Annotated in this window: 22 protein-coding genes; 12 read left to right on the forward strand and 10 right to left on the reverse strand. The window is 55.7% G+C overall.

What is annotated here, in order from left to right; all coding sequences use genetic code 11:
• The gene (locus tag DNI29_RS13265; protein WP_162303606.1) at positions 1 to 939 is read left to right on the forward strand and encodes a multidrug resistance efflux transporter family protein; all 939 of its coding nucleotides are present in this window, start codon (positions 1 to 3) and stop codon (positions 937 to 939) included.
• A gap of 17 nt (positions 940 to 956) precedes the next feature.
• On the opposite strand, the gene DNI29_RS13270 is transcribed toward DNI29_RS13265, so the two are convergent.
• Together DNI29_RS13270 and DNI29_RS13275 are read right to left on the reverse strand one after the other, a co-directional pair.
• The gene (locus DNI29_RS13270; RefSeq protein WP_110978589.1) at positions 957 to 1,679 is read right to left on the reverse strand and encodes a DUF1990 domain-containing protein; all 723 of its coding nucleotides are present in this window, start codon (positions 1,677 to 1,679) and stop codon (positions 957 to 959) included.
• Complete coding sequence (locus DNI29_RS13275) at positions 1,672 to 2,241, reverse strand: hypothetical protein (RefSeq protein WP_110978590.1); 570 nt, start codon at positions 2,239 to 2,241, stop codon at positions 1,672 to 1,674. Before DNI29_RS13275 ends, DNI29_RS13270 begins: the two co-directional genes overlap by 8 nt.
• A gap of 136 nt (positions 2,242 to 2,377) precedes the next feature.
• Here DNI29_RS13275 and nfi point away from each other — a divergent pair, with 136 nt between their 5' ends.
• The 3 genes from nfi (at position 2,378) to DNI29_RS13290 (ending at position 8,080) form a co-directional block, all read left to right on the forward strand.
• Entirely contained in the window at positions 2,378 to 3,067 is a 690-nt protein-coding gene (gene nfi / locus DNI29_RS13280; protein ID WP_110978591.1) for a deoxyribonuclease V, read from the forward strand.
• Between the two features lie 281 nt (positions 3,068 to 3,348).
• The gene (locus tag DNI29_RS13285) at positions 3,349 to 6,549 is read left to right on the forward strand and encodes a SusC/RagA family TonB-linked outer membrane protein (protein ID WP_110978592.1); all 3,201 of its coding nucleotides are present in this window, start codon (positions 3,349 to 3,351) and stop codon (positions 6,547 to 6,549) included.
• 13 nt (positions 6,550 to 6,562) lie between these two features.
• Positions 6,563 to 8,080 carry a RagB/SusD family nutrient uptake outer membrane protein gene (locus DNI29_RS13290; protein WP_110978593.1) on the forward strand — a complete coding sequence of 506 codons (1,518 nt, stop codon included), beginning with the start codon at positions 6,563 to 6,565 and terminating at the stop codon, positions 8,078 to 8,080.
• A gap of 118 nt (positions 8,081 to 8,198) precedes the next feature.
• Here the strand turns inward: DNI29_RS13290 and DNI29_RS13295 are convergent, their stop codons facing one another.
• Positions 8,199 to 9,101, reverse strand: a complete 903-nt coding sequence (locus DNI29_RS13295) for a glutamate--tRNA ligase family protein (RefSeq protein WP_110978594.1) — start codon at positions 9,099 to 9,101, stop codon at positions 8,199 to 8,201.
• Between the two features lie 26 nt (positions 9,102 to 9,127).
• Positions 9,128 to 9,484, reverse strand: a complete 357-nt coding sequence (locus DNI29_RS13300; protein ID WP_110978595.1) for a winged helix-turn-helix transcriptional regulator — start codon at positions 9,482 to 9,484, stop codon at positions 9,128 to 9,130.
• Between the two features lie 156 nt (positions 9,485 to 9,640).
• Here DNI29_RS13300 and DNI29_RS13305 point away from each other — a divergent pair, with 156 nt between their 5' ends.
• The 5 genes from DNI29_RS13305 to DNI29_RS13325 all read left to right on the forward strand — a co-directional run bounded on the left by DNI29_RS13305 (position 9,641) and on the right by DNI29_RS13325 (position 15,020).
• Positions 9,641 to 10,354 carry a pirin family protein gene (locus DNI29_RS13305; RefSeq protein WP_110978596.1) on the forward strand — a complete coding sequence of 238 codons (714 nt, stop codon included), beginning with the start codon at positions 9,641 to 9,643 and terminating at the stop codon, positions 10,352 to 10,354.
• A 170-nt stretch (positions 10,355 to 10,524) separates the two neighbouring features.
• Complete coding sequence (locus DNI29_RS13310; protein ID WP_110978597.1) at positions 10,525 to 11,103, forward strand: nitroreductase family protein; 579 nt, start codon at positions 10,525 to 10,527, stop codon at positions 11,101 to 11,103.
• A 2-nt stretch (positions 11,104 to 11,105) separates the two neighbouring features.
• The gene (locus DNI29_RS13315) at positions 11,106 to 11,816 is read left to right on the forward strand and encodes a pirin family protein (RefSeq protein WP_110978598.1); all 711 of its coding nucleotides are present in this window, start codon (positions 11,106 to 11,108) and stop codon (positions 11,814 to 11,816) included.
• A gap of 259 nt (positions 11,817 to 12,075) precedes the next feature.
• Complete coding sequence (locus tag DNI29_RS13320; protein WP_110978599.1) at positions 12,076 to 14,520, forward strand: S9 family peptidase; 2,445 nt, start codon at positions 12,076 to 12,078, stop codon at positions 14,518 to 14,520.
• Positions 14,521 to 14,726: 206 nt separating this feature from the next.
• On the forward strand, positions 14,727 to 15,020 hold the full coding sequence (locus tag DNI29_RS13325; protein ID WP_202910450.1) for a YMGG-like glycine zipper-containing protein: 294 nt from the start codon (positions 14,727 to 14,729) through the stop codon (positions 15,018 to 15,020).
• Between the two features lie 76 nt (positions 15,021 to 15,096).
• On the opposite strand, the gene DNI29_RS13330 is transcribed toward DNI29_RS13325, so the two are convergent.
• Entirely contained in the window at positions 15,097 to 16,149 is a 1,053-nt protein-coding gene (locus tag DNI29_RS13330) for a methyltransferase domain-containing protein (protein WP_110978600.1), read from the reverse strand.
• A 145-nt stretch (positions 16,150 to 16,294) separates the two neighbouring features.
• On the opposite strand from DNI29_RS13330, the gene DNI29_RS13335 reads away from it, so the two are divergent.
• Positions 16,295 to 17,227 (forward strand): D-2-hydroxyacid dehydrogenase, encoded by a 933-nt coding sequence (locus DNI29_RS13335; RefSeq protein ID WP_110978601.1) that lies wholly within the window; start codon positions 16,295 to 16,297, stop codon positions 17,225 to 17,227.
• 106 nt (positions 17,228 to 17,333) lie between these two features.
• A complete protein-coding gene (locus DNI29_RS13340; RefSeq protein WP_110978602.1) occupies positions 17,334 to 17,915 on the forward strand; it encodes a hypothetical protein in 582 nt (193 codons plus the stop codon).
• A gap of 86 nt (positions 17,916 to 18,001) precedes the next feature.
• Here the strand turns inward: DNI29_RS13340 and DNI29_RS24480 are convergent, their stop codons facing one another.
• The gene (locus DNI29_RS24480; protein ID WP_162303607.1) at positions 18,002 to 18,142 is read right to left on the reverse strand and encodes a hypothetical protein; all 141 of its coding nucleotides are present in this window, start codon (positions 18,140 to 18,142) and stop codon (positions 18,002 to 18,004) included.
• Positions 18,143 to 18,316: 174 nt separating this feature from the next.
• Between DNI29_RS24480 and DNI29_RS13345 the strand changes: the two genes are divergently transcribed.
• On the forward strand, positions 18,317 to 18,898 hold the full coding sequence (locus DNI29_RS13345) for an HPP family protein (RefSeq protein ID WP_110978603.1): 582 nt from the start codon (positions 18,317 to 18,319) through the stop codon (positions 18,896 to 18,898).
• Between the two features lie 3 nt (positions 18,899 to 18,901).
• Here DNI29_RS13345 and DNI29_RS13350 read toward each other — a convergent pair whose 3' ends face one another.
• From DNI29_RS13350 to DNI29_RS13360, 4 genes are all read right to left on the reverse strand, one after another.
• A complete protein-coding gene (locus tag DNI29_RS13350; protein ID WP_110978604.1) occupies positions 18,902 to 19,666 on the reverse strand; it encodes a DUF72 domain-containing protein in 765 nt (254 codons plus the stop codon).
• A gap of 3 nt (positions 19,667 to 19,669) precedes the next feature.
• Positions 19,670 to 20,167: a DUF2243 domain-containing protein gene (locus tag DNI29_RS13355; protein ID WP_110978605.1), complete on the reverse strand. Its 498-nt coding sequence runs from the start codon at positions 20,165 to 20,167 to the stop codon at positions 19,670 to 19,672.
• Complete coding sequence (locus DNI29_RS24145; RefSeq protein WP_123823239.1) at positions 20,164 to 20,394, reverse strand: hypothetical protein; 231 nt, start codon at positions 20,392 to 20,394, stop codon at positions 20,164 to 20,166. Before DNI29_RS24145 ends, DNI29_RS13355 begins: the two co-directional genes overlap by 4 nt.
• Before the next feature lie 185 nt (positions 20,395 to 20,579).
• A complete protein-coding gene (locus DNI29_RS13360; RefSeq protein ID WP_110978606.1) occupies positions 20,580 to 21,326 on the reverse strand; it encodes a DUF72 domain-containing protein in 747 nt (248 codons plus the stop codon).
• Positions 21,327 to 21,499 lie beyond the last annotated feature (173 nt).

A 21,499-nucleotide genomic window follows, 5' to 3' on the forward strand; every position in this document is an offset into this window, starting at 1 on the left:
ATGCCTACCCCCGCCACCGGTTCTAATCCCATTCGCCCTATTCTGCTGGCTACGCTGGGAGCCATGTTGTTTTCCTCCACCTTCCTGCTCAACCGCCTGATGGCTACCACCGGTGGTTCCTGGGTCTGGACGGCGGTACTGCGCTACGCCTACACGGCGCTGCTCCTGACCGGCTGGCTACTCCTGCGCGGCGAGTGGTTGGGGTTCTGGCGGTTTTGGCGCAGCTCTTGGCGGCTATGGGTGCTGTGGGGCAGCGTGGGCATTGGGGTGTTTTACTCGCTGGTAGCCGTGGCGGCCGAGTTTAGCCCGGCCTGGCTGATAGCCGGCTCCTTTCAGCTGGTGCTGCTGTCGGGCTTGCTGCTTACGCCCTTTATCTACCCCGACCACCGCGCCAAACTCAACTTTCCGGCCTTGCGCATGGCGGGGGTAGTAGTGGTGGGCGTGCTCTTGATGCAGGTTGAAAATGTGGCCCAGGGCTTTTCGGCCAAGGCACTGCTGGGGTTCGGGATGATATTCGTGTCCACTTTCCTCTACCCCCTCGCCAACCGCAAAGTGCTGGTGTACTTGGAAACCGCCCCGGTACGGGTTTCAGCGGCCCACATGGTGCTGGGACTCACGCTGGGGAGTCTGCCATTTTGGGCGCTGGCGTCGGTGTGGGGCGGCCTCACGGGGCCGGGACCTACGCCCCAGCAGTGGGGCTACACCTTTGTAGTGGCGCTGCTGGCCGGCGTGGTAGCCACCGGGCTGTTTTACTACGCCCTAGCGCTGGCTGGCCCAAATGCTACCCTGCTCGGAGCTGTAGAAGCCACCCAATCGGTGGAGTTGCTAACTACCGTGGCTATTGAAGTAACGCTACTGGGCGCCCCCCTACCCTCGGCCCTGAGTTGGGCGGGCATGGCCTTGGTGGTGGTAGGAATTGTGCTCTACAGTCGGCTTTAGTAGAGGTAGACCTTGCTTTAGCGTGTTTTGTTCAACTGCTCTTGGGCGCCCGACTCCGCGGACACAGCTTGTACCGGCGGGGCATCCTGCGGGGCCGGTGCCTGCCAGCCTTTGCGCAGCATTTCCGCTACCTGCTCCTTCATCCGCCGCATCGATTCGCGGGCAAATTTCCGTTGCAGCATGCGCCCAAACAGCCGAAAACCAATCCAGTAAAAGGGGTTGCTGATGCGGCCCGTCTGCGAAAACGCGTGAACATGAAACCGCACCCGGCCGGTGGTCAGGTTTTTATGGATGGTAAAATCAATTTGTCCTCGCTCAAAATGCCCCTCCAGGGTGCGGTAATTGTAGCCCCACACCTGCTCCTGCTCACCAGTAGGCAAGGTTTGGAGCTCGTCTGTAACACCCCCAATGCGTACTCCAAACCAGAACGTGAACAACAAGAAACGGCCGCGCAGTACCATCACGCGCTGCTCTAGTGGCTGATCGGGAAGAAAGATGCCGGTAATCAAATCAGGAGGTGGGAAGGTGTAGTTTCGCAGCACCTCGCGGGCAGCGGCCCAGGAGCCGTGCGGGTCCGGGGGTCCGGGTGCTTCCAAGGGCAGCTCAGCTTCGTAGTCGTCCACGCGCCAGCCGTTTTCAGCGGTGTACTCACTGGTTTTAGTCAGGTCGAAGTTGTAGCCGGCCTTGGTGTAAGCATCGAGGCGGGCCTTCTGAAGCTGATAAAGAGGTGGCTTAGGCATCGTGGGTTACTTCGGTTCCGGAGGTATCCTGCTTTACGGTTTCCACCTGCACGGGACAGAGCTGCAGGCCGCCACTGCGCTCGGCCACGCGCTGACAGAACGTTTCCCAGGTTTGCTGCTGCACTTTGCGCCCTACACCCAGCGTGTCGTAGGTCAAGGCCACCAGTCCGTCGCGGGAGCGGGCCTTCGAGTGAATTTCAAAGCGCAATGTATCAGGCAGCGAGGCATGGGGCCGCAGGGTAAAGCAGATACGGCCGGCCTCGGGGTGGTTTTCAAGGGTAGCCAGCTCAAAGAAATCGGAGCCAATTTCCGTTACCCGCACCTCCCCGTTCCACGGCCCCAGTATTTTAATACGGAACTCGTCGCCCACGCTTAGGTCGTGGGGGTGCCCCTGTTTCTTCTCAAAGTCGGCCAGGGAATCCGGAGCATATTCGGGCAGGTGGCATTTGATGTGCTGCAGCAACTCGGTCGCCGACTGGCGCGGGTGCTGCACATCTACCCAGTAGCGGCGCTCGAAAAACGGGCCGCTGCCGGTGTGGGCAGGTTGTTCAGCTTTAGACATGGTAGGGAAAGGTAGTTGCTCAGCATAACGTAGGGGGTTGGCCGGGGTTGTAGCCCAGCCTGGGGGTAGGCGCCCGATAACCCCGGTACGGCCGGGGTAGTAGAAGCATTGTCTACTTGCCCTTACTCCCCTTCTTATGGCCTACTACCGCCCGCCCGGCCCTCCCGCCGACCCCATTCTTGTTCGTGACCTTACGCGCCAGCAGGACGAAATGCGCACGCTCGTTCGGTTAGAGTCCTTGCCCCACGAACCGCAACTGATTGCCGGCTGCGACTCCTCCTTTCCCACCCCCGAAACAGTACTCTCAGTATTCGTAGTCCTACGCTTTCCTACCCTCGAACTGGTAGAGAAGGTGTACCACACTAGCCCTGTTACGCTCCCTTACATACCAGGCTTGCTTTCCTTCCGCGAAGCGCCTAATCTGCTGCTCGCCTACGAAAAGCTTCGGCACAAGCCCGATGTGATTATGGTAGACGGCCACGGCATTGCACACCCGCGCCGGATGGGCATTGCGGCGCATCTGGGCGTCATGCTCGATGTGCCCACCTTTGGAGTAGCCAAACAAAAGCTCACGGGCAACTACCAAGAGCCCGGTATTATCAAAGGCAGTATCTCCCCTCTTACCGACAAAAATGGGGAACTACTGGGTGAGGTTATCCGCAGTAAAGACAAGGTGAATCCACTGTTCGTGAGCCCAGGTCACCGCTGCAACCAAGCCACCGCTACTCGCCTTACGCTGGCCTGTCTGCGTAGCTACAAGCTGCCGGAGCCCACCCGACTAGCCGACTACTGGGCCGAAGAGTTCAAGAAGGACCTGCACCCCTGATGTAGTTCCCGCATTGATGCGATGTTCCTAGATGGCTAAGCGACCTCACAGTTCGACACATATTTTTCACTCTACTAACCCACTAGTCTTCCCCAAAGATTTGTGGGTTTTTTAGTGTTTTTTCCTTGTTTTTCACTGATCAATGACAAGTCATATAGATGAGCTATATTTCAATTAAATTCCTTTAACGTTAAAATAAATTCATTGTTTACTTGCTAGGATTAACAATACCCACTTTATTAGCTCCTATAGTTGAGCATTTCATAATCATAAATGAACGCATGAAGAAAAGTCTACTCTTGTGCCCGCTGGTAGCATTGGCATTTACTGGTCATCAAGCCTGGGCCCAAACTAGGACCATTTCTGGCCGGGTTACGGACCGGAGTTCTGGAGAGGGTTTGCCTGGCGTTACCGTGTTGTTGAAGGGCGGCACTAATGGTGTATCGACCAACGCGGATGGCACCTTTACCTTAACAGTGCCTGAAGGAGGTGGTACACTGGTTTTCTCTTCGGTAGGCTACATCGGCATCGAACGGACCATTGGCACCGAAAGCACAATTAATACGGCGCTAGCTGCCGACAGCAAAGCACTAAGCGAAGTAGTGGTGGTAGGTTACGGCACCCAGTCACGCCGTGACCTGACAGGCTCAGTGGCCACAGTAAGTGCCGCTCAAATTGCCAACAAGCCAGTACAAAGCTTTGAGCAAGCCTTACAGGGCCAAGCTGCCGGCGTAAATATCACTACCCCCAACGGGGTACTGAATGCCTCTCCTGTAGTGCGCATTCGTGGGGTAAACTCCATCAGCCTGAGTTCAGCTCCTCTTTACGTAATTGATGGCATTCCGGCCTTTAGTGGCAATAGCTCGGCTGTAGGCAGTGTACCCAACAACCCACTCAGCAATATCAACCCCAACGATATTGAGAGTGTAGAAGTGCTGAAAGATGCTTCGGCCACGGCTATCTATGGTTCTCGCGCTGCTGGCGGCGTTATTCTGGTTACCACTAAGAAAGGCCGGCGCGGACAGAGCAAAATATCTCTCGACTCTTGGGTAGGCTGGAGTGAGCCGGTTCGTCTCTATGACTTGCTGGATGCTCAGCAGTACATGGACATCAAGAATGAGTCTGTGCGCAACCTGAACTCCAACCGGGTGGCACAAAACCTGGCTCCTACTGCTATTGAGGGCTTCCGTCCTACGCTGGATGAGAATGGCAACGTGATAAATACGCGCTGGTATGATGAAATCTACCGCACGGGCTTCTCATCGTCGAACAATATAAACTTCAGCGGCGGTACTGATAAAACCACTTATTACACCTCGGTTGGTTACACCGATCAGAAAGGGATGTTGAAGGAAAACTCCTTCAAGCGTGCCTCTGCCCGCCTCAACATTGACCATAAGGTATTCTCCCGCTTATCAGTAGGCGCCCGCGTAGGCTATACCAATTCGCGCACTGCTTCACCAAACTCTGGCTCCGTAGGCGATGGCGCTTTCGGCACGGCGGGCCTTGGCCGTCTGCCGCTGGTGTTGCCCCCCAACATTCGGGCTCGTAACCCCGACGGCACACCAAATACGGAGGCAGCGGGGGTAGGCCCGGGTAATAACATCAACCCGAATTCTTACTCTGCTTCTACTCCCAATGGTTCTCCTCTGCTACCAGGTTACTACAACCCGATAGTGGATTTGGAGGAAAACTATTTCCGCTCTGAGGGCAATGAAATCCAAGGCAGCGTGTATGCTAACCTGGAACCAGTAAAAGGCTTGAATCTGCGCTCGACGTACGGCATTTACAACATTGCCTTCGAAGACCAAGCTTTCTATACTCGCAAAGCCGGCGACTCCTACAACTTGGGCAGCGCCTCAAACTTTTACCGGACCAACAAACGCTGGAACTGGCAGAATACAGCTCAATACGACCTAAACGTAGCAAAACACAATATTTCTGCCTTGGTAGGCACCGAATACCAGAGCACTAGCATTGACCGCTGGGGCGCTAACCGCACAGGTGTTTCCGACGATTTCTTCACCACTTTTCAAGGCGGTTTTGCCAACATCGCCCTCTCTGGTGACTTTCAGGGGGAGAACTTCCTGATGTCATACTTCGGGCGGGTCAACTATAACTTTAACAGCAAGTACCTAGCTACATTCAACGCCCGCCGCGACGGCTACTCAGCTTGGGGTAACCAGAAGTGGGGTAACTTCTATGGAGCCTCGGTAGGCTACGTGCTGTCAGAGGAAGCTTTCTGGAAAAACTCTTCTGTTCTGAACCGCGTGAGCCTGCTCAAATTTACGGGTAGCTACGGCGAGGTAGGCAACAACCAGGGGGTAGGAGACTTCGTCAGCCGTGACCTGTATAGCCCCAGCTTGTACGGCGGCGCCAACACCTTTTACTTCAGCAACGCCGGCAACGCCGACCTGACCTGGGAGACGAGCAAGAAGACGGACGTAGGTGTGTCATTAGGACTGTTCGATGATCGAATTCAGGCAGATGCAACTTACTACCGCAATGTGGTTGATGGTCTGATTCTGGACTTACCTCAGGCTCCCTCGCGTGGTATTCCAGGCAACAGTATTGCTGCCAACGTAGGCTCTATGCGCAATACTGGCGTGGAATTAAACCTGCGTGTGAATGCCATTACTAAGCCTAACTTCAGCTGGACGGTAAATGCGAACCTTACAACGCTGAAAAACCGGGTTACAGCTCTTTCCTCAGAAGTGCCCCGCATAGCTACGGCCACCTCAGGCCTTGAAACGGTAAACTACACGGTAGTAGGGCGCTCCGTTGGTGAGATTCTGGCCGTGCCTTCTTTGGGTGTAAACCAGGATAACGGCCGCCGGATCGTGCGGCGCAAGTCCGATGGTGCTACCTTGCAGTACAACCACCTGAGCGGTGGCACCGGCTGGACTACGCTGGATGGCCAGCCCGTAGCCGTAGCTCCCTCCCAGCTTGCCGACGGCGAGTTTTACGGCCCTACCCTACCTACCTGGTACGGTGGCTTCGACAACACCTTCCGGTACAAGAACTTTGACCTAGGTGTGTTCATCCAGTTTTCAGGTGGCAACTATATCTACAATGGCACCAAAGCAGGTCTGCACGACATGCGTTTCTGGAACAATGCCACGGATATCCAGGACCGGTGGACAGAAGGAAACCGCAATGCTGAATGGCCACGGGTGGTGTATGGCGACAACGTATCGAACGGATCAGCTCTAATCCTTTCCACAAACGTGGAGAAAGGGGATTTTGCCCGCTTGCGCAACGTATCGTTAGGCTACACGCTGAACCCCGGTTTTATGGGCAAACTTGGAATGAGTACTGCCCGCTTCTATGTGCAGGTTCAGAACGCAGCACTGCTCACTAACTACTCGGGTATTGACCCTGAAATTTCTACGAACGGCAGTTCGAACACGGGTGCGGGCGTTGACCGCAACTCGGTAGGCCAAGCTCGTACCTACACGGCTGGTTTCAACATTGGATTCTAATTCTCTCCGTTTGATGAAGACTTTTAAGCAACTTCTTACCCTTAGCTTATTCATGGCTTCGCTGGGTCTGGGCAGCAGTTCCTGCAGCGAAGACCGACTTGATGTGCAGCCTAAAACCTCTCTGGCTAGTGAGCTGGCTTTTGATACTCCTTCCCGCGTGCTGTTGCAGGTCAACAACATGTATGACTACATGAAGTCCGGTTCTTTCCTGGGAGGACGCTATCAGGTTTACGGTGACATTCGGGCCGATGATTTCATCAACCGCACATCTAATGGGGTAACGGGGTCAGCTGTATGGCAGAATAACCTTACGGAAGCATCGCAGAATGATGTCATTAACATGTGGGGAGCGGCTTATCAAGCCATCAACCAGATCAATGTATTCCTGGCGGGTATTGATGCCAACACAGCTAAGTTTTCCGCAGCCCCTTTTCCCGCTAATTATGCGGCAACGGCCAACGGCTTCAAAGGTGAAGGCCACCTGTTGCGCGCCTTAGCTTACTATTCATTGTTGCAGTTTTATGCACGTCCCTACACCGATGGCAACGGGTCTAAGCCAGGCTTGCCACTTCGCTTGCAGGCAGAAACGGAGCTTGGCAACAACAACCTGGCCCGCAGTAGCGTAGCCGAAGTGTATGCTCAAATTCTGAAGGACCTCGACTTTGCGGAGAGCAACCTGCCTCTCACGAACATTACTGTAACCCGGGCACATCGCAACACGGCTATCGCCTTGAAGACGAGGGTGCTACTAAGTATGGGCCGCTACGAGGACGTAGTGAAGGAAGCAAACAAAATTGTTTCAACCACAGCTCCTTTCCAAGCTACCACCGGGGTCCCTCTTTCCCTAAGCCCTAATGTAACCAGCCTGTTCAGTCCTACTCCCAACGCTAGCGAGGTTATCCTGGCATTTCCATTTACCACTCAGGATGCCCCCGGTACGCAAAACCAGCTGGCGTACTACTATCTGCCGGCGGCTCAGGGTGGTAACGGCGAGTATAACCTGAACACGTCTGGGGTTATTTCTAACCCTAGATTTATTGATACTGTAGATACTCGCCTAATAAATTTTGTTACTACTGCTGGCAACACTAAGTACTTACGTAAGTACACCAATGGTACTCTGTCAGCTACTCCTTACACTGATAATGCGCCGGTTATTCGTTATGCGGAAGTGCTCCTGAACTTGTCGGAGGCATTGGCTCGCACAGAAGGTGCGACCAGCACTAGGGCACTAGATTTACTCAATGCTGTGCGCGAAAGATCCAACCCAAACCCGGATCCGAAGAAGCCAAACCCGGCTCTGTACACGTCCGCCAGCTTTAGCAGTTCGTTCTCCATTATTGATGCTATCCTGCTGGAGCGCCGCCTAGAATTCTTGGGTGAAGGATTGCGCAACAATGACATTATGCGTTTGCTTCAGCCAATTCCAGCTAAAAGCGTAGTGCCGGCTGTGCTGCCTACTTCTCCGTCGTACATCTGGCCTATTCCGAATTCGGAGCTAGCCGCTAATACCCTGATGACGCGCAACTAAGTCTGAACACTGTTTATCCCATAAAAAAGCCCTTCGCGTTTGTGAAGGGCTTTTTATTTGCTGTCGGATTTATGAATTCGGCGAGTGAAACACAACATAATGTAACATATATCCCCCGCTACACTGAGGCGCACAACACTTCCAACGACCTGCCGGCTTCCGGTAACAGGCCCAGCAGCTTAGCCACAGCTTGGTACACTACCTGCGGTGAGTTAGCCTCTGCCATAATCCCCCGCTGCTCTCCTGCCTGAGTTGATTTGGAAAGCTTCTGGCCGTTTTCATCCGTCACCAGCCCATGATGCAGAAACTGGGTTTCGGAGAAGCGAGCTTGCCCAGGGAGGTAGTGGGCTAGCCAGAGTTGGGCGGCCGTGCTGGGCAATAAGTCTAACCCTCGCACCACTAGTGTGACTCCTAGGCGTACATCATCTATCACGGAGGCTACCTGGTAGGCCGCAATGCCATCTTTCTTCCGCACTATAAAGTCACCTAATACAGCATTTAGATGACTGGTTACTGGCCCCTGCAATAAGTCGGGGATATGTATGGTAGTAGCCGATGGCACAAGGGCGCGCCACGCGGTTCCGGGCGCGAGGAGGGGTAGGGAGTGATTCCGGCAGGTACCAGGGTAGCAGCCAGTGGGGCTAGCTTGCCGAGCCAGCTCGGTGCGAGAGCAGCGACAGGTATAAAACATGCCAGGGTGGGCCTGCCGCGCCGCTTGCAGAACCTCCTCATAGAGGGAGAGAAAGTGGCGCTGGGAAAAGGAGCGCTCAAAATCATCGGGGCCGGAGGGGCCTTGATCGTAATCAAGGCCTAGCCACTCCAGGGTTCGGAAGATATTCTCGAGGTAGGCGGGCCGGAATCGGGCTCGGTCCAAGTCGTCGATTCGCAGGTGCAGAACGCCGCCCGCTTGGCGCGTAAGCAGCCAAGTCAGGGTAAAGTTGATGGCGTTTCCCAAGTGCAGGAAGCCGCTGGGGGTAGGCGCCAGGCGCGAAACAACAGGCGGAACAGGTAGCTGCAGCATAACTCCAGCAAGTTACTACCTCTTCCCTACTCCCCTATCGGCCCTGCCTGCTGCCCAATAAAAGCCTGGTTTTGTTCGCCCCAGGTTTGAATGGCTCTGATAACCGGTAGCAAGCTCCGTCCGCACTCCGTTAGCGAATATTCTACGGTAGGCGGTACAGTGGCAAAGGCTTGTCGCCGCACAATATCATGCGTTTCCAGCAGCTTAAGCTCTTTCACCAGCATCCGCGCTGTAATGCCCGCCACATCACGCTCCAACTCTTTAAAGCGCAGCTTATCATGCTTCAGCAAACTGTAGATGATGGCAAACTTCCACTTGCCTTCTAGCACGTCCAGCGTTTGACGGAAAGCGCATTGCGGAAATTCTTTTGCGTGCGTTGGCATTTTATCTACTTGATTATCAGCAAAAGTTACAGACAGGATATTGATATACCTCGGTGTAACTACTTGCAAATGTATAGCAGGAAGTGAATCTTTGAACCATAATCTATGTATGTACATATGATTACAAGTGAGGATTACTCCTCATCAACTACCACGATGCAAACTCTCCTTCATAACGCCACATCCCGAGGTCATGCCAACCACGGTTGGCTTAACTCTTACCACACTTTCAGCTTTGCTGGCTACCAGAACCCTGAGCGGGTACACTTTGGGGTCTTGCGGGTGCTTAATGATGATGCCGTGGCGGGCGGCATGGGCTTCGGTACCCATCCTCACGATAATATGGAAATCATCAGCATCCCGCTTTCTGGCACCCTGGAGCACAAGGACAGCGCCGGCAACCATGGCATTATCCGGAGCGGCGACGTGCAGGTGATGAGCGCCGGTACAGGCATTGCCCACAGCGAGAAAAACCACAGCCAGCACGAGGAAGTAAAGTTTCTGCAGATCTGGCTGTTCCCAAACAAGCGCAACGTAACCCCGCGCTACGACCAGCAGACGTTCCGGGCCGAAGACCGCCACAACCAGTTTCAGCAGATTCTTTCGCCCAGCCCGGACGATGCCGGTGTCTGGATTTATCAGGATGCCTGGTTTCACTTGGCTGATTTCGACGCGGGTTTTGCGGCTGACTACCAGATAAAAAAACCTGGTAACGGGGTCTATGTCTTCGTGCTGGAAGGAGACGTAACGGTAGCCGGTCAGCCTCTACATCGGCGCGACGGGTTTGGCGTGTGGGATACGGACAGCTTCCCAGTGCAGGCGTCTTCTGATGCCCGCCTGCTGCTGATGGAGGTTCCTATGACTCTGTAATTATTACAATTCGGCTTAGCTTCATCGAGTTGAATTCGGTATCTGCCAGCCGATGGCGAAGTTGCCAGCGAAATCTTCTACTTTCATCTTCACACACCTGATTTGCCTACTTCCCGCTGTTTGTTACGCTTCGGCTTAAACAATGGCGGGAAGTATGGTTTATAGCTACTATGAAACTCGCCACCACCACTTACCCGGTTCTGGAAACCATTCGCAAGCGCTGGAGCCCCCGCGCCTTTGCCAGCTACCCCGTTGCCCCCGAAACGCTGCATCAAGTATTTGAAGCCGCCTCTTGGGCTGCCAGCGCTATGAACGAGCAGCCTTGGCGCTACCTTTACGCTCATCATGCCGATCAGGAAACCTTCCAGAAGATGGTTGATTGCCTGCTACCTGGCAACCAGCCCTGGGCCAAAAACGCGCCCGTACTGATTCTGGCCCTGGCTAAAACTCACTACGACAATGGCACACCTAACGGCGCCGCCCTTCACGACCTGGGTCTAGCCAACGGTAACCTGATTCTAGAAGCCACCGCTCTGGGCCTGCACGGGCACTTCATGGGCGGCTTCGACGTGGCCAAAACTCGGGAGGTTTTCCAATTGCCCGAGAATCTACAGCCCGTAGCCTTCATAGCTCTGGGCTATCTGGGAGAAGCTGAGCAGCTTGAGGAGCCGTTCTTGAGCCGGGAAAAAGCACCGCGTCAGCGCAAAGGCGTTGAGGAAATTGCTTTCCATAACCAACTGCCTGCCTAGCCATGCCTCATCGCTTAACCAAAGCCACGGACCGGGGTCTAAAAGATACCGGCTGGCTTCAAAGTCATTTCTCCCTGAGCTTCGGCCCTTACGCTAACCCTGAACGAGCCGGTTTCGGGCTGATCAGGGTATTCAACGATGACTTCGTAAAGGCCGGCAACGGGTTTGGCCTGCACGCGCACGCCAACATGGAAATCATTTCGGTGATGCTGGCCGGGCACATGAACCACAAGGACTCGCTGGGCTACTCGGAGGAAGTAACCCAGGACTGGGTGCAGATTATGAGCGCCGGCTCCGGGCTCCGGCACGAGGAACACAACATTGGTAAGGAGGAAGTTAATTTCCTGCAGATCTGGATCGAGCCCAAGCTCCAGAACGTGACGCCCCGCTACCAACGCCGCCACTTCCCGCGCGAGAAGCGGCGCAACCAGCTCACCACCATCGTCAGCAATGAGGAAGGCACGGCACATTGCTGGATCAACCAGAACGCGAAGCTCAGCCTGGGCTTGTTTGAGGCGGGGCAAGCCGTGGACTACCACCTGAATCCGGTAAACAAGTGCGTTTTTGTCTTTTTGCTAGAAGGTCAACTAACAGTGAACGGACAGGCACTGGCACGCCGGGAAAGCCTGGGCCTCTGGGAAACAGATAGAGTGGCTATTCAGGTGGAAGCCGAAAGTCATTTCCTGGTGATTGAAGCCCCTATCAATCATTAGAAATCCTGAGTCATCCGAATCCCTTTTTCCTATACATAACGCCGAACCTATGCCGCTGGTGAAGGTTCGGCGTTGTTTTTGGGGTAGGGCGTTACATAACAGCACTCACTTATCGGTCCTACACGTAGGGTTTGACAGCCTTGCAGGGGTAGCAAGTGGCGACCCTACGAAATCTAATAAAGAAGAGTTGTACATCCTTTAGAAAATATGCCAGATTGTACCGTCATTTGTCATAATTTTCTGTTGCTTACCTCTTTCTATGAAGATACTTCGACTCACCCTGGCTTTGAGTCTGGGAGCATCAAGCCTGGCGGCGGCACAGGACTTGCCCTACCAAACGCCCCCCAGGGCCATTGCTGCAATGGCCGAAGCCCCGCCTACCCCTCGCGTTAGCTTTGCCTCCAACGGGCAGTGGATGCTGGTGCTGGACGTACGCGACATGCCTACTATTGCGGAGCTGAGCCAGCCCGAGCTGCGACTAGCTGGATTGCGCATTAACCCGCGCACTACGGGACCCAGCCGCGTGGCTTATGCTTCTTCCATGAAGTTGCGGCAAATGCCTGATGGCAAAGAGCTCCTGATTACTGGCTTGCCGGCCAATGCCCGTATCAGCGACGTGCAATGGTCACCGGACAACACCAAAATTGCCTTCACCCACACCACCAACAACCACGTTGAGTTGTGGATTGCCGATGTGGCTTCTGCCTCGGCTCGGCTGGTGCCTAACCTGTTTCTGAACAGTGTATTCGGCACCCCCTTCCAGTGGGTTTCCGATAACAAAACCATCATTGCCCGAGCCGTAGTGGGTGGCCGGGGCGAAGCTCCCAATCCAACAGAGACACCCAAGGGTCCGGCTATTCAGCAGAACATTGGGCGCACTGCCGCTGCCCGCACTTACCAAGATCTGCTAAAAAGCCCGGTTGATGAGCGTCTGTTCGACTATTACGCTCTCTCGCAGGTAGTGAAGGTAGGGCTGGATGGCCGCATGGCCCCTTTGGGGCAGCCCGGCATTATTCAGCAGGCTATGCCTTCGCCCAACGGGCGTTATGTGATGGTGCGCACCCGCCACCGTCCTTATTCCTATACCCTGCCGGTAAGCAGCTTCCCACAGCGGGTAGATATTCTGAACCTGGAAGGGTTGGTCGTGAAGGAGCTAGCAGAAGTACCACTGGCCGACAACGTGCCTACCAGCTTTGACGCCGTGCCAACTGGGCCACGCCAATTTGGCTGGCGCGAAGATGCGCCTAACACCGCTTTCTGGGTGGAAGCTCAGGACGGCGGCAACCCCAAAACGGAGGCGCCGGTCCGGGACAAAATTTTTGCCTTAACGGCTCCCTTTGAGGGCCCAGCGCAGGAGCTGGCAGCCCTACCCTTACGCTTCCGCGACATCTACTGGGGCACCGATAAGCTGGCGCTGGTGCAAGGCTACCGCTGGGCTGACCGCAAGGAAACTATGTGGACGCTGGACCTAAATAACAAGGCTTCCCTCACGCCCTTGTTTGAGCGTTCCTCTCAAGATACGTACACCAACCCCGGCACTCCTTACGTACATCGTAACAGCCAAGGGCGCGAGGTGCTAGCCGTAGATGGTGGCAGCGACGTAGTGTACTTCATCGGTGCGGGGGCTTCGCCAGAGGGCGACCGGCCATTTATTGATGAGCTAAACGTACGGACCAAAAAGAGCCTGCGCTGGTGGCGCTCAGAAGCTCCGTACTACGAGATGCCAGTGCATATCCTGGAAACGGGTAAGCGCACATTTGTAACGCGCCGCGAGTCGCCTCAGGAGTCGCCGAACTACTACCTGCGCGATGCTCCCAGCCTGAAGCTGACCCCGCTCACGAAGTTTCCGAATCCGTACGCCAGCCTTGGCAACTTGCAGAAGCAGGTGCTGAAGTACAAGCGAGCCGATGGCGTAGAGCTGACAGCGAACCTTTACCTGCCCCCAAACTACAAAAAGGAAGATGGTCCGCTACCCACGCTGATGGAGGCTTATCCCGTAGAGTTCAAGGATAAGAAGGACGCCAGCCAGGTAAAAGGCTCGCCCTATACCTTTGCCCGCCTCAACTGGGGCTCGCCGGTTTTCTGGGTAACGCAAGGGTATGCCGTGTTGCAAGGCACCAGCATTCCGATTGTGGGTGAGGGCACCAAGCAGCCCAACGACACCTACGTGGAGCAGCTTACGGCCTCGGCCAAGGCCGCCATTGACGAGGGCAAGCGCCTGGGCGTAGTAGACCCCAACCGGGTAGCCGTAATGGGGCACAGCTATGGCGCCTTCATGACAGCCAACCTGCTGGCCCACACAAACCTGTTCAAGGCTGGCATAGCCCGTAGCGGCGCTTACAACCGTACCCTCACCCCCTTTGGGTTCCAGGGTGAGGAGCGCACCTACTGGGAGGCCCCGGAGGTGTACAACGCCATGTCGCCGTTCAACTTCGCCGACAAGATCAAAACCCCGATTCTGCTGATTCACGGCGAGGCCGACAACAACTCGGGCACGTTCCCCATTCAGAGCGAGCGGTTTTATAATGCTTTGAAGGGCCACGGTGCTACTGTGCGCTACGTGGTGCTGCCTGCCGAGTCGCACAGCTACGCGGCCCGAGAGTCCATCATGCACATGCTATGGGAAATGAACACCTGGCTTGATACTTACGTGAAGAAAGCCAGCGCTACCCCTACTGACGCCACTAAGGCCGACGCACGCTAGTTTTCGCCTGTTTTGCGGACTTCTTATTACCCCTGGGCCAATGGCCTGGGGGTAGTTTTTTATAGCCCAGCTTCTATATATGTTTTCTACTTAGCCTGCAATAGCACAACGTATAAAATCATGGCCAGTTTGAAACCTGTCTTTTAGGGCTTCGTTAAAAAGCGAAAATCATCCTTTTTAGGATATTAACCATAGATGACATTGCCATGAAAACGCTCAAGATATATGCGGCTATGCTTTCGGCCCTGTTTGTGATGGAAAGCACGGTAGTAGTTTCTGATGCAGAAGCTCAAACCAAGCCAAGAAAAAGCTGGAGTAAAAAAGCTAAAGGTGCTGCCATTGGTGGCGGTGCAGGTGCCGTAACGGGTGCCGTGGTAGGCGGTGGTAAAGGTGCCGTAATTGGTACCGTAGCCGGTGCCGCAGCCGGCGGTATCATTGGCCGCAAAAAAGATAAAAAGAAAGACCCAGTGCGCTACGAACAGTATTCGCGCCGCGACTAGCTACATTATTTGCCCACCCAAAGAAAAGCCCCGAACCCATACAGTTCGGGGCTTTTCTTTGCTAGGGTATCTAAATCTAGCAACCACAGTTGCTGTCTGCTCCTGCGGCGTTGGCAGTGGCCATGGGGGTAGGACCGCAATTGAACAGGCCGAAGTGCTGGCTTTGGTCGCCGATTACGCGAAAGTGCGGGGCGTAACGCGTGCGGCTAAGCATGGCGGCCGTATTGCCGCACACTAACAGGGGGCGGCCCGTCTCGAAGCGGTGGTGGTCATCCAAAGAAAAGGAGTGCGCGTGGTCGGGTATAGTTCCGAGGTAGATGGCTACCTGACCGTAGTCCTCGCATCGGTCTTCCAGCTCAGGCAGTTTAAAGGCCCGCACGGTGAGAGAGTAGAAGCCAATGTTGCCCACTTTCAGTTCGATTTCGGGGTTGCCGATGGTAAGGCGCCTACTGGCCGTAAGGCGGTACTCATGGATGCCGATGCCATGGAGCAGACGCCGGAAATCCTCAGTGTACAGAGCTCCGCTCAGGCACTCGCCGTACAGCACAGGATCCTGGCGCAGCGCTTCCGAAACGCGGCGGTCAGCGAATACGTCAGATATGTGCAGCTCGCCGCCGGGTTTCAGCACCCGAAAAATCTCGCGGTAAGTGGCTTCTTTATCTGTGCTGAGGTTGATGACACAGTTGCTGACCACGACATCCACGCTGTTATCGGCGATGTTGGCGGTACGTAAGTCTTCGATATAGCCATGACGAAACTCTACGTTAGGCATGGTGTAGCCGAAGCGGCTGGTATGCGTGTCCACATGGCGCCGCGCTACAGCCAGCTGCTCCTCTGTCATATCTACCCCAATTACACGGCCCTGCTCTCCTACCAACCGGGAAAGCAAAAAGGCGTCACGGCCGCTACCTGAACCCAAATCGAGCACGGTGCAGCCTTCCACTGCTGGCGGCACTGCTACACCACAGCCGTAGTATTTCTCCAGAACTTCGGGCTCCAGCTGGGCTAGAATGCGGCGGTGCTCTGGCGGAATATCATCAGTGCAGCAGGCATTGGTTTGCAGGTCATGCTGCGTTTGCAGCTGACGGCCGTAGTAGTTCTGTACTTGTTGTTGAGTTAGCTCCTCCATAGATCTAAGATGGGATACCGCACTGAATTTTGTTTCGGTGCCGGACTACTCTACAGACTATTCAGAGCCTCGGTTGTTTGCTGACCACAGCGGAGCCTTTCTTGCGTATGCAGGCGGAAGAGCTTCCCCCCTTGAATAAAACCCCATGCACGCATTTGTTTACTCTGCGCTGAACGACGACGCCCGGGCGCTTCTACGCCAGCAACTACCCCCCGATGTCACGGCAACCTTCCGCTCGGAGCTGCCCACAGCCGACCAGCGCTCAGCGCTGGCTAATGCCGATTTGCTGCTGGGGAACCCACCGGTTGAGTGGCTTTCCCCATTCCCGGCCAAGCTGCAGTTCTGGCAAATCGATTCGGCCGGGATTGACCGCTACCAGGGGGTAGCGGCAAGCTGTCCGGTGGCAAACATGGGCGACTTCTTTGCCTGGCCCTGCGCCGAAACGATGGTAGCTGGTCTGTTAGGGTTGTTGCGCTACGTACCGGAATTGGCCGTACTGCAAGCCGAAAAGCACTGGGTAGGCGGCCCGCTCCGCCCGAAGCTAGGGCTGCTTCGTGGCAAGCGGGTAATTATTTTGGGCAGCGGGGCTATTGGGCAAGCGGTGGCCGAGCAGCTAATGGGCTTTGGCTGCGCCGTGCAGTTTCTGGCCCGCACGAACCCCAAAGCTCAGCTACACACGCCCGAGGAGCTACAGGCGGCCCTGCCTGATACCGACATTGTGGTAAACTGCCTGCCGGGCAGCGCCGATGGCTTCTTTTCCCGAGAGCTTATTGCCGCCATGCGCCCCGACGCTCTTTACGCCAGCGTGGGCCGCGGCAACACCACCGATGAGCCCGCTCTCATTGAAGCGCTTCAGGCGGGCCAGCTTGGCGGGGCCGTGCTCGACGTAACCGCCCAAGAACCTCTGCCAGCCGAAAGCCCACTCTGGGGCCTGCCGCGTGTATTGCTTACCCAGCACAGCGGAGGCGGACAGCCCGGCGAAGACGAAGGCAAGGTGGACCTCTTTCTGCGCAACCTCCGAAACCTGCAGCGGCAAGAACCGCTGGAAAATCAGGTAGAGTTGCAGCGAGGCTATTAATCCCTGGCTTCTTATTTCTTACCCACCAACCCGCTACCCTCAAGCAACCTTGCCACGAGGAGGTAAGTATGCTTGAAAACCTATACCTCCCTACCCCTCTCCTTCTATGGAATCTACTCGCACCTATTCCGCCGATACCGAAGCGGCCCTATGGCAGCAGGTAGCCGCCGACTTAGCCCTAGAAGAAAACCAGTATGAATACCGCGCCGAGTTGCTGCAAGGCGGTTACCGCATCAATTTTGAACTGGATATTGACTTGGGCGGCGGTTTTGAGGGCGGGTACGAGTTAACCACGTTCAGCGCCGTGGTGCCTGGGCAGCCTAGTTTCCATTTTGCTCTACACGAGCAGGATTGGGTGCACGAGCTAGGTAAGCTATTGGGCCTGACGGACGTAGAGCTAGGCGACCCGGACCTGGATGCAGCCTTCATCATCACCACCAACGATGCTGTAGCCCTGCGCATGCTGCTGAACGAATCGGCGGTGCGAGCTACTCTGCTTAAGTACCAGGAACTTCGCCTGACCCTAGCTCCGGCCAGCCACGAGCCCGGAGCCGAAGTACTGCTCACCTTCACGAAGGAAGAAGGCATTACCGACCCCGCGCAGTTGCAGGAAATTTACCATATGCTTTACTTATTGCTACAGCGCCTGACCCCGGCTTCGGCGGGCACGGCAATTAGCAACCGATAAGCAGGGTTCAGACGCCAACCGGGGGTAGGGGCCGCGTGCGCACGTGGTCCCTACCCCCGGTTGGCGTCTGAACCCTGCTTAGCAACTCAGTGACCAGGAATTACACCCGTCAGGCGCATCACCCAGCCGAGCAGGTAAACACCCATAATCACGAGGACATATGCCCACCAGGGCATGTGGGTGAGGCGGTAGCCCAAGCCCATGTATCTTCTTGGTCTCGTTTCCATAGCCAACGGTAGTTAAGTGAATACCAGTTAATTAAACTAACGTTTTATCTCCTTATTTCCTATTAGCTTTTCCAGCTATAATCTGGTTTGACGGGCTGTGGCGCGGGGCCGCACTCTGGCTGGAGGTACTTTTTGGTTGCTGCTGGTAATTTTGCGGGCAAGTACAGATTTGCCATGCGAGAAAAGCTCCGACAACGCATGCGCCGGGCGCGCTACATCTTTTACCAGGAAACCTTATTCGATTACAAAGAGCACTTCTGGACGTTTGTGGGCTCGTTTGCGGGTATTGGTTTGCTAGGCTGGTTGCACAGCTCGCTCTTGTCAGCCTCCGACAACATTTTCCTGATTGCTTCCTTCGGCGCTTCTTCGGTTCTGATTTACGGCATCATTAACAGCCCACTGGCACAGCCACGCAACCTCATTGGTGGGCATGTGCTTTGCGCGCTGGTGGGCGTTACGGTGCAGCGCTACCTGCCCCTACCTATGTGGGTCACAGCAGCCTTGGCCGTATCATCATCCATTGTCTTGATGCAGGTTACGCGCACCCTACACCCGCCGGGCGGCGCTACAGCCCTCATGGCCGTTATCGGCTCCGATAAGCTGAAAGCCCTGGGCTACGGCTTTGTGCTCTGCCCCGTCCTGACGGGCGTTGTTATTCTGTTGCTGGTGGCTATTGTGTTCAACAATGCTACTTCGCACCGCAGCTACCCCACCAACAAACACTGGTACAAGATCTGGCAGCGCCGCTACTCATAGGCCCTACCACTCGCTGCGCACCAAACCCAGCATTTGGCGGGCATTGCCGATGGCGGACGCATCAATATCATTGTTGAAGTAGAGGTAGGCTTCTCTGACGTGGCCCGGAGCCTGAATTTCGGTAGCTACCCGGCGCAAAAACTCCTCCGGGTACGGCGACTTGTACAGCTCGGGGGTCCCATGAAAGCGGTAGTACACCAGCTCTGTATTGGTTACTACCTCGTCGGGAAGGGCCGGGTGGCTTTGGCCCACGAAGGCAATGCGTCGCCGGGCCAACTCCTGGTACACATGCCCCAGCCACCAGCTCGGGTGCCGAAACTCAACCACATTCCGGAAAGCCGGATCCAGGCTCTCCACAATGCGGGTTAGGCGGTCCTCGGCGTAGGTGAGCCGCGGGGGGAGCTGGAAGAGCACCGGCCCCAGCTTTTCGCGCAAGCCTTCCTGCACCGTCCCGTAGAAGTCAGAAAGCAGCTGAGCGCAGTCGTGGAATTGCTTGTAGTGCGTAATCAGGCGCGGCGCTTTCACCGAAAAGCGGAAATCAGGGGGGCTTTGCTGGTACCAGCTTTCCAGGGCCGAGAGTTGCGGAAAGCGGTAGAAAGTTACGTTCAGCTCCAGGGTCCGGAAGTGCTGCTGGTAGAACTCGAACCACCGACGTTGGGGCAGCTTTTCAGGGTAGAAAACGCCCTTCCAGTGTTTGTAGTGAAAGCCCGAGCACCCAACATGGTAAGTGGGGGTAGGCAGCGGCTTATCTGTAGGTAGCCCTTGCATACGCTAGGCCTGATAAGCCGCCCGCGGTGCGGTATCATGGCGCCCGGCCCGCACTAGCCCCCAACCGGCCAGCAACAGCAGCGCCCCAAAAGCCAGAAAAGCCATGTCCCAGGGCTGCTTGTCGTCGGTGTACTCATACACATGGTGCAGGCCAAGCAGGGTATGGTCGATGAGGCCTTCTACCACGTTGAACAGGCCCCAGCCCAGCAACAACCCGCCCACGAACGTACGCCCCGACCACGGCACATCGGCCCGCCGACTAGCAGCCCAGAGCATCCGTAGGCCAATGGCCGTAAGCACCCATACGGCCGCGTGGAAAACGCCGTCCCAGTACATATTTACTTTGGCGGCCACCAGGTTATCGGGGGGTAGTTGGTTGGAGAGCATGTTGTGCCACTGCAGAATCTGGTGCAGCACAATGCCATCAACGAAGCCCCCAAGGCCGGCTCCCATGAGCAGGCCGGCCGCAATGAGAGGAGTACGGTGTAGCGTTTCGGTCATGAGCGAGCAGGAAGGGAGGGCCGTGGTTTGAGAGCCGGCGCGAAGTATAGCCCGGCACCCACAAGTAGCACCACAGCAATAGGCAACAGGAGTATCAACAGGTTCGCGGTGTAGTCGGGAGTATGAATCTGGGCCTGTACCCGCGGCCGACACACCCGGCAGGCGTGTGCCACTGGCCCCATCAGTAGCAGGCCGATAAGCCATGCCGCGCCTAATATTCTCATCATGGCCAAAGATTCTGTTTACCTAAGATGAGTACGTAACGGTTGGGCCGAAAAGTTATGTCGAGCTGATCGAGGCACGACTTTCGAGTGATTAAGGCAGCCTTACAACGTCAGTGCGCGAAACACCTCGGCAAGCCCGACATGGCAGCCGTAATCAACCAGATGTTCTTGTTGCCTATACGCGGGCGTCAGGTTGCGGAATTAGTGCCGGGTAGCAACTGCTGCAATTGCCGTGCGTTCAGGGCTCCTACCCCGCCAATACCATTGTTGAAATACAGATACACCTCTCGCACTTCGGGCGCGGCGTGTATTTCGGCAGCCACCCGTTCCAGAAACTCCTCGGAGTAGGGCGACTTGTACAGTTCCGGCACGCCGTGAAAACGGTAGTACACCGCCGGGGTATTGATGATTACCTCATCGGGCAGGGGCTGCGGATGGCTCTGGCCCACAAAGCTGACGTTGTGCCGGGCCAAGCGCCGAAACACTTCTCCATCCCACCAGCTCGGGTGCCGGAACTCCAATACATTCTGAAAAGCCGGGTCAAGGTGGTCCAGGATACGGTTGAGGTATTCTTCAGAGTAAGCAGATTTCGGGGGTAGCTGAAACAGTACGGGCCCCAGTTTCTCGCGCAAGCCTTCCTGCACCGTCCCGTAGAAATCGGCGAGGATGGGTTCAGCTTCCGGCCCAAACTTCTTGTAGTGCGTAACTTGGCGAGGCGCCTTTACGGCAAACCGAAAGTCGTCGGGGCTTTGCACATACCATTGCTCAAAGGCCGTTAGCTCGGGCATGCGGTAGAAAGTCACGTTCAGCTCCAGGGTGTTGAACTGCGTGCAGTAATAAGCAAACCACTTGCGCGGAGGTAGCGCAGCAGGGTAGAACACGCCCTTCCAGTCGCGGTAGGAAAAGCCGGAGCAGCCAATGTAGGTTGTGGGCATAAGCGGGGGTAGGCGAAACGAGGTAGGCAGAAACCTGAATCCGGGCAGTACGCAACTCTACCCCGCTTTGGCCGCTACGGACCAGCTTCTTGAGCTGTGATGCAGAATTTTTCCAGATGCTTCTACTTACTAGGTAAACAGATACCGGAAGCTTACCGTCGCTTTCTTACCTT

Origin of the sequence: Hymenobacter sediminis (assembly GCF_003231285.1) — a bacterium.
Classification (GTDB): Bacteria; Bacteroidota; Bacteroidia; order Cytophagales; family Hymenobacteraceae; genus Hymenobacter; species Hymenobacter sediminis.

Bases quoted from the DNA above. Each gene is read 5' to 3' on its own strand.
- DNI29_RS13265 (WP_162303606.1), top strand. From the start codon at position 1: ATGCCTACCCCCGCCACCGGTTCTAATCCCATTCGCCCTATTCTGCTG.
- DNI29_RS13270 (WP_110978589.1), bottom strand. From the start codon at position 1,679: ATGCCTAAGCCACCTCTTTATCAGCTTCAGAAGGCCCGCCTCGATGCT.
- DNI29_RS13275 (WP_110978590.1), bottom strand. From the start codon at position 2,241: ATGTCTAAAGCTGAACAACCTGCCCACACCGGCAGCGGCCCGTTTTTC.
- nfi (WP_110978591.1), top strand. From the start codon at position 2,378: ATGGCCTACTACCGCCCGCCCGGCCCTCCCGCCGACCCCATTCTTGTT.
- DNI29_RS13285 (WP_110978592.1), top strand. From the start codon at position 3,349: ATGAAGAAAAGTCTACTCTTGTGCCCGCTGGTAGCATTGGCATTTACT.
- DNI29_RS13290 (WP_110978593.1), top strand. From the start codon at position 6,563: ATGAAGACTTTTAAGCAACTTCTTACCCTTAGCTTATTCATGGCTTCG.
- DNI29_RS13295 (WP_110978594.1), bottom strand. From the start codon at position 9,101: ATGCTGCAGCTACCTGTTCCGCCTGTTGTTTCGCGCCTGGCGCCTACC.
- DNI29_RS13300 (WP_110978595.1), bottom strand. From the start codon at position 9,484: ATGCCAACGCACGCAAAAGAATTTCCGCAATGCGCTTTCCGTCAAACG.
- DNI29_RS13305 (WP_110978596.1), top strand. From the start codon at position 9,641: ATGCAAACTCTCCTTCATAACGCCACATCCCGAGGTCATGCCAACCAC.
- DNI29_RS13310 (WP_110978597.1), top strand. From the start codon at position 10,525: ATGAAACTCGCCACCACCACTTACCCGGTTCTGGAAACCATTCGCAAG.
- DNI29_RS13315 (WP_110978598.1), top strand. From the start codon at position 11,106: ATGCCTCATCGCTTAACCAAAGCCACGGACCGGGGTCTAAAAGATACC.
- DNI29_RS13320 (WP_110978599.1), top strand. From the start codon at position 12,076: ATGAAGATACTTCGACTCACCCTGGCTTTGAGTCTGGGAGCATCAAGC.
- DNI29_RS13325 (WP_202910450.1), top strand. From the start codon at position 14,727: ATGAAAACGCTCAAGATATATGCGGCTATGCTTTCGGCCCTGTTTGTG.
- DNI29_RS13330 (WP_110978600.1), bottom strand. From the start codon at position 16,149: ATGGAGGAGCTAACTCAACAACAAGTACAGAACTACTACGGCCGTCAG.
- DNI29_RS13335 (WP_110978601.1), top strand. From the start codon at position 16,295: ATGCACGCATTTGTTTACTCTGCGCTGAACGACGACGCCCGGGCGCTT.
- DNI29_RS13340 (WP_110978602.1), top strand. From the start codon at position 17,334: ATGGAATCTACTCGCACCTATTCCGCCGATACCGAAGCGGCCCTATGG.
- DNI29_RS24480 (WP_162303607.1), bottom strand. From the start codon at position 18,142: ATGGAAACGAGACCAAGAAGATACATGGGCTTGGGCTACCGCCTCACC.
- DNI29_RS13345 (WP_110978603.1), top strand. From the start codon at position 18,317: ATGCGAGAAAAGCTCCGACAACGCATGCGCCGGGCGCGCTACATCTTT.
- DNI29_RS13350 (WP_110978604.1), bottom strand. From the start codon at position 19,666: ATGCAAGGGCTACCTACAGATAAGCCGCTGCCTACCCCCACTTACCAT.
- DNI29_RS13355 (WP_110978605.1), bottom strand. From the start codon at position 20,167: ATGACCGAAACGCTACACCGTACTCCTCTCATTGCGGCCGGCCTGCTC.
- DNI29_RS24145 (WP_123823239.1), bottom strand. From the start codon at position 20,394: ATGATGAGAATATTAGGCGCGGCATGGCTTATCGGCCTGCTACTGATG.
- DNI29_RS13360 (WP_110978606.1), bottom strand. From the start codon at position 21,326: ATGCCCACAACCTACATTGGCTGCTCCGGCTTTTCCTACCGCGACTGG.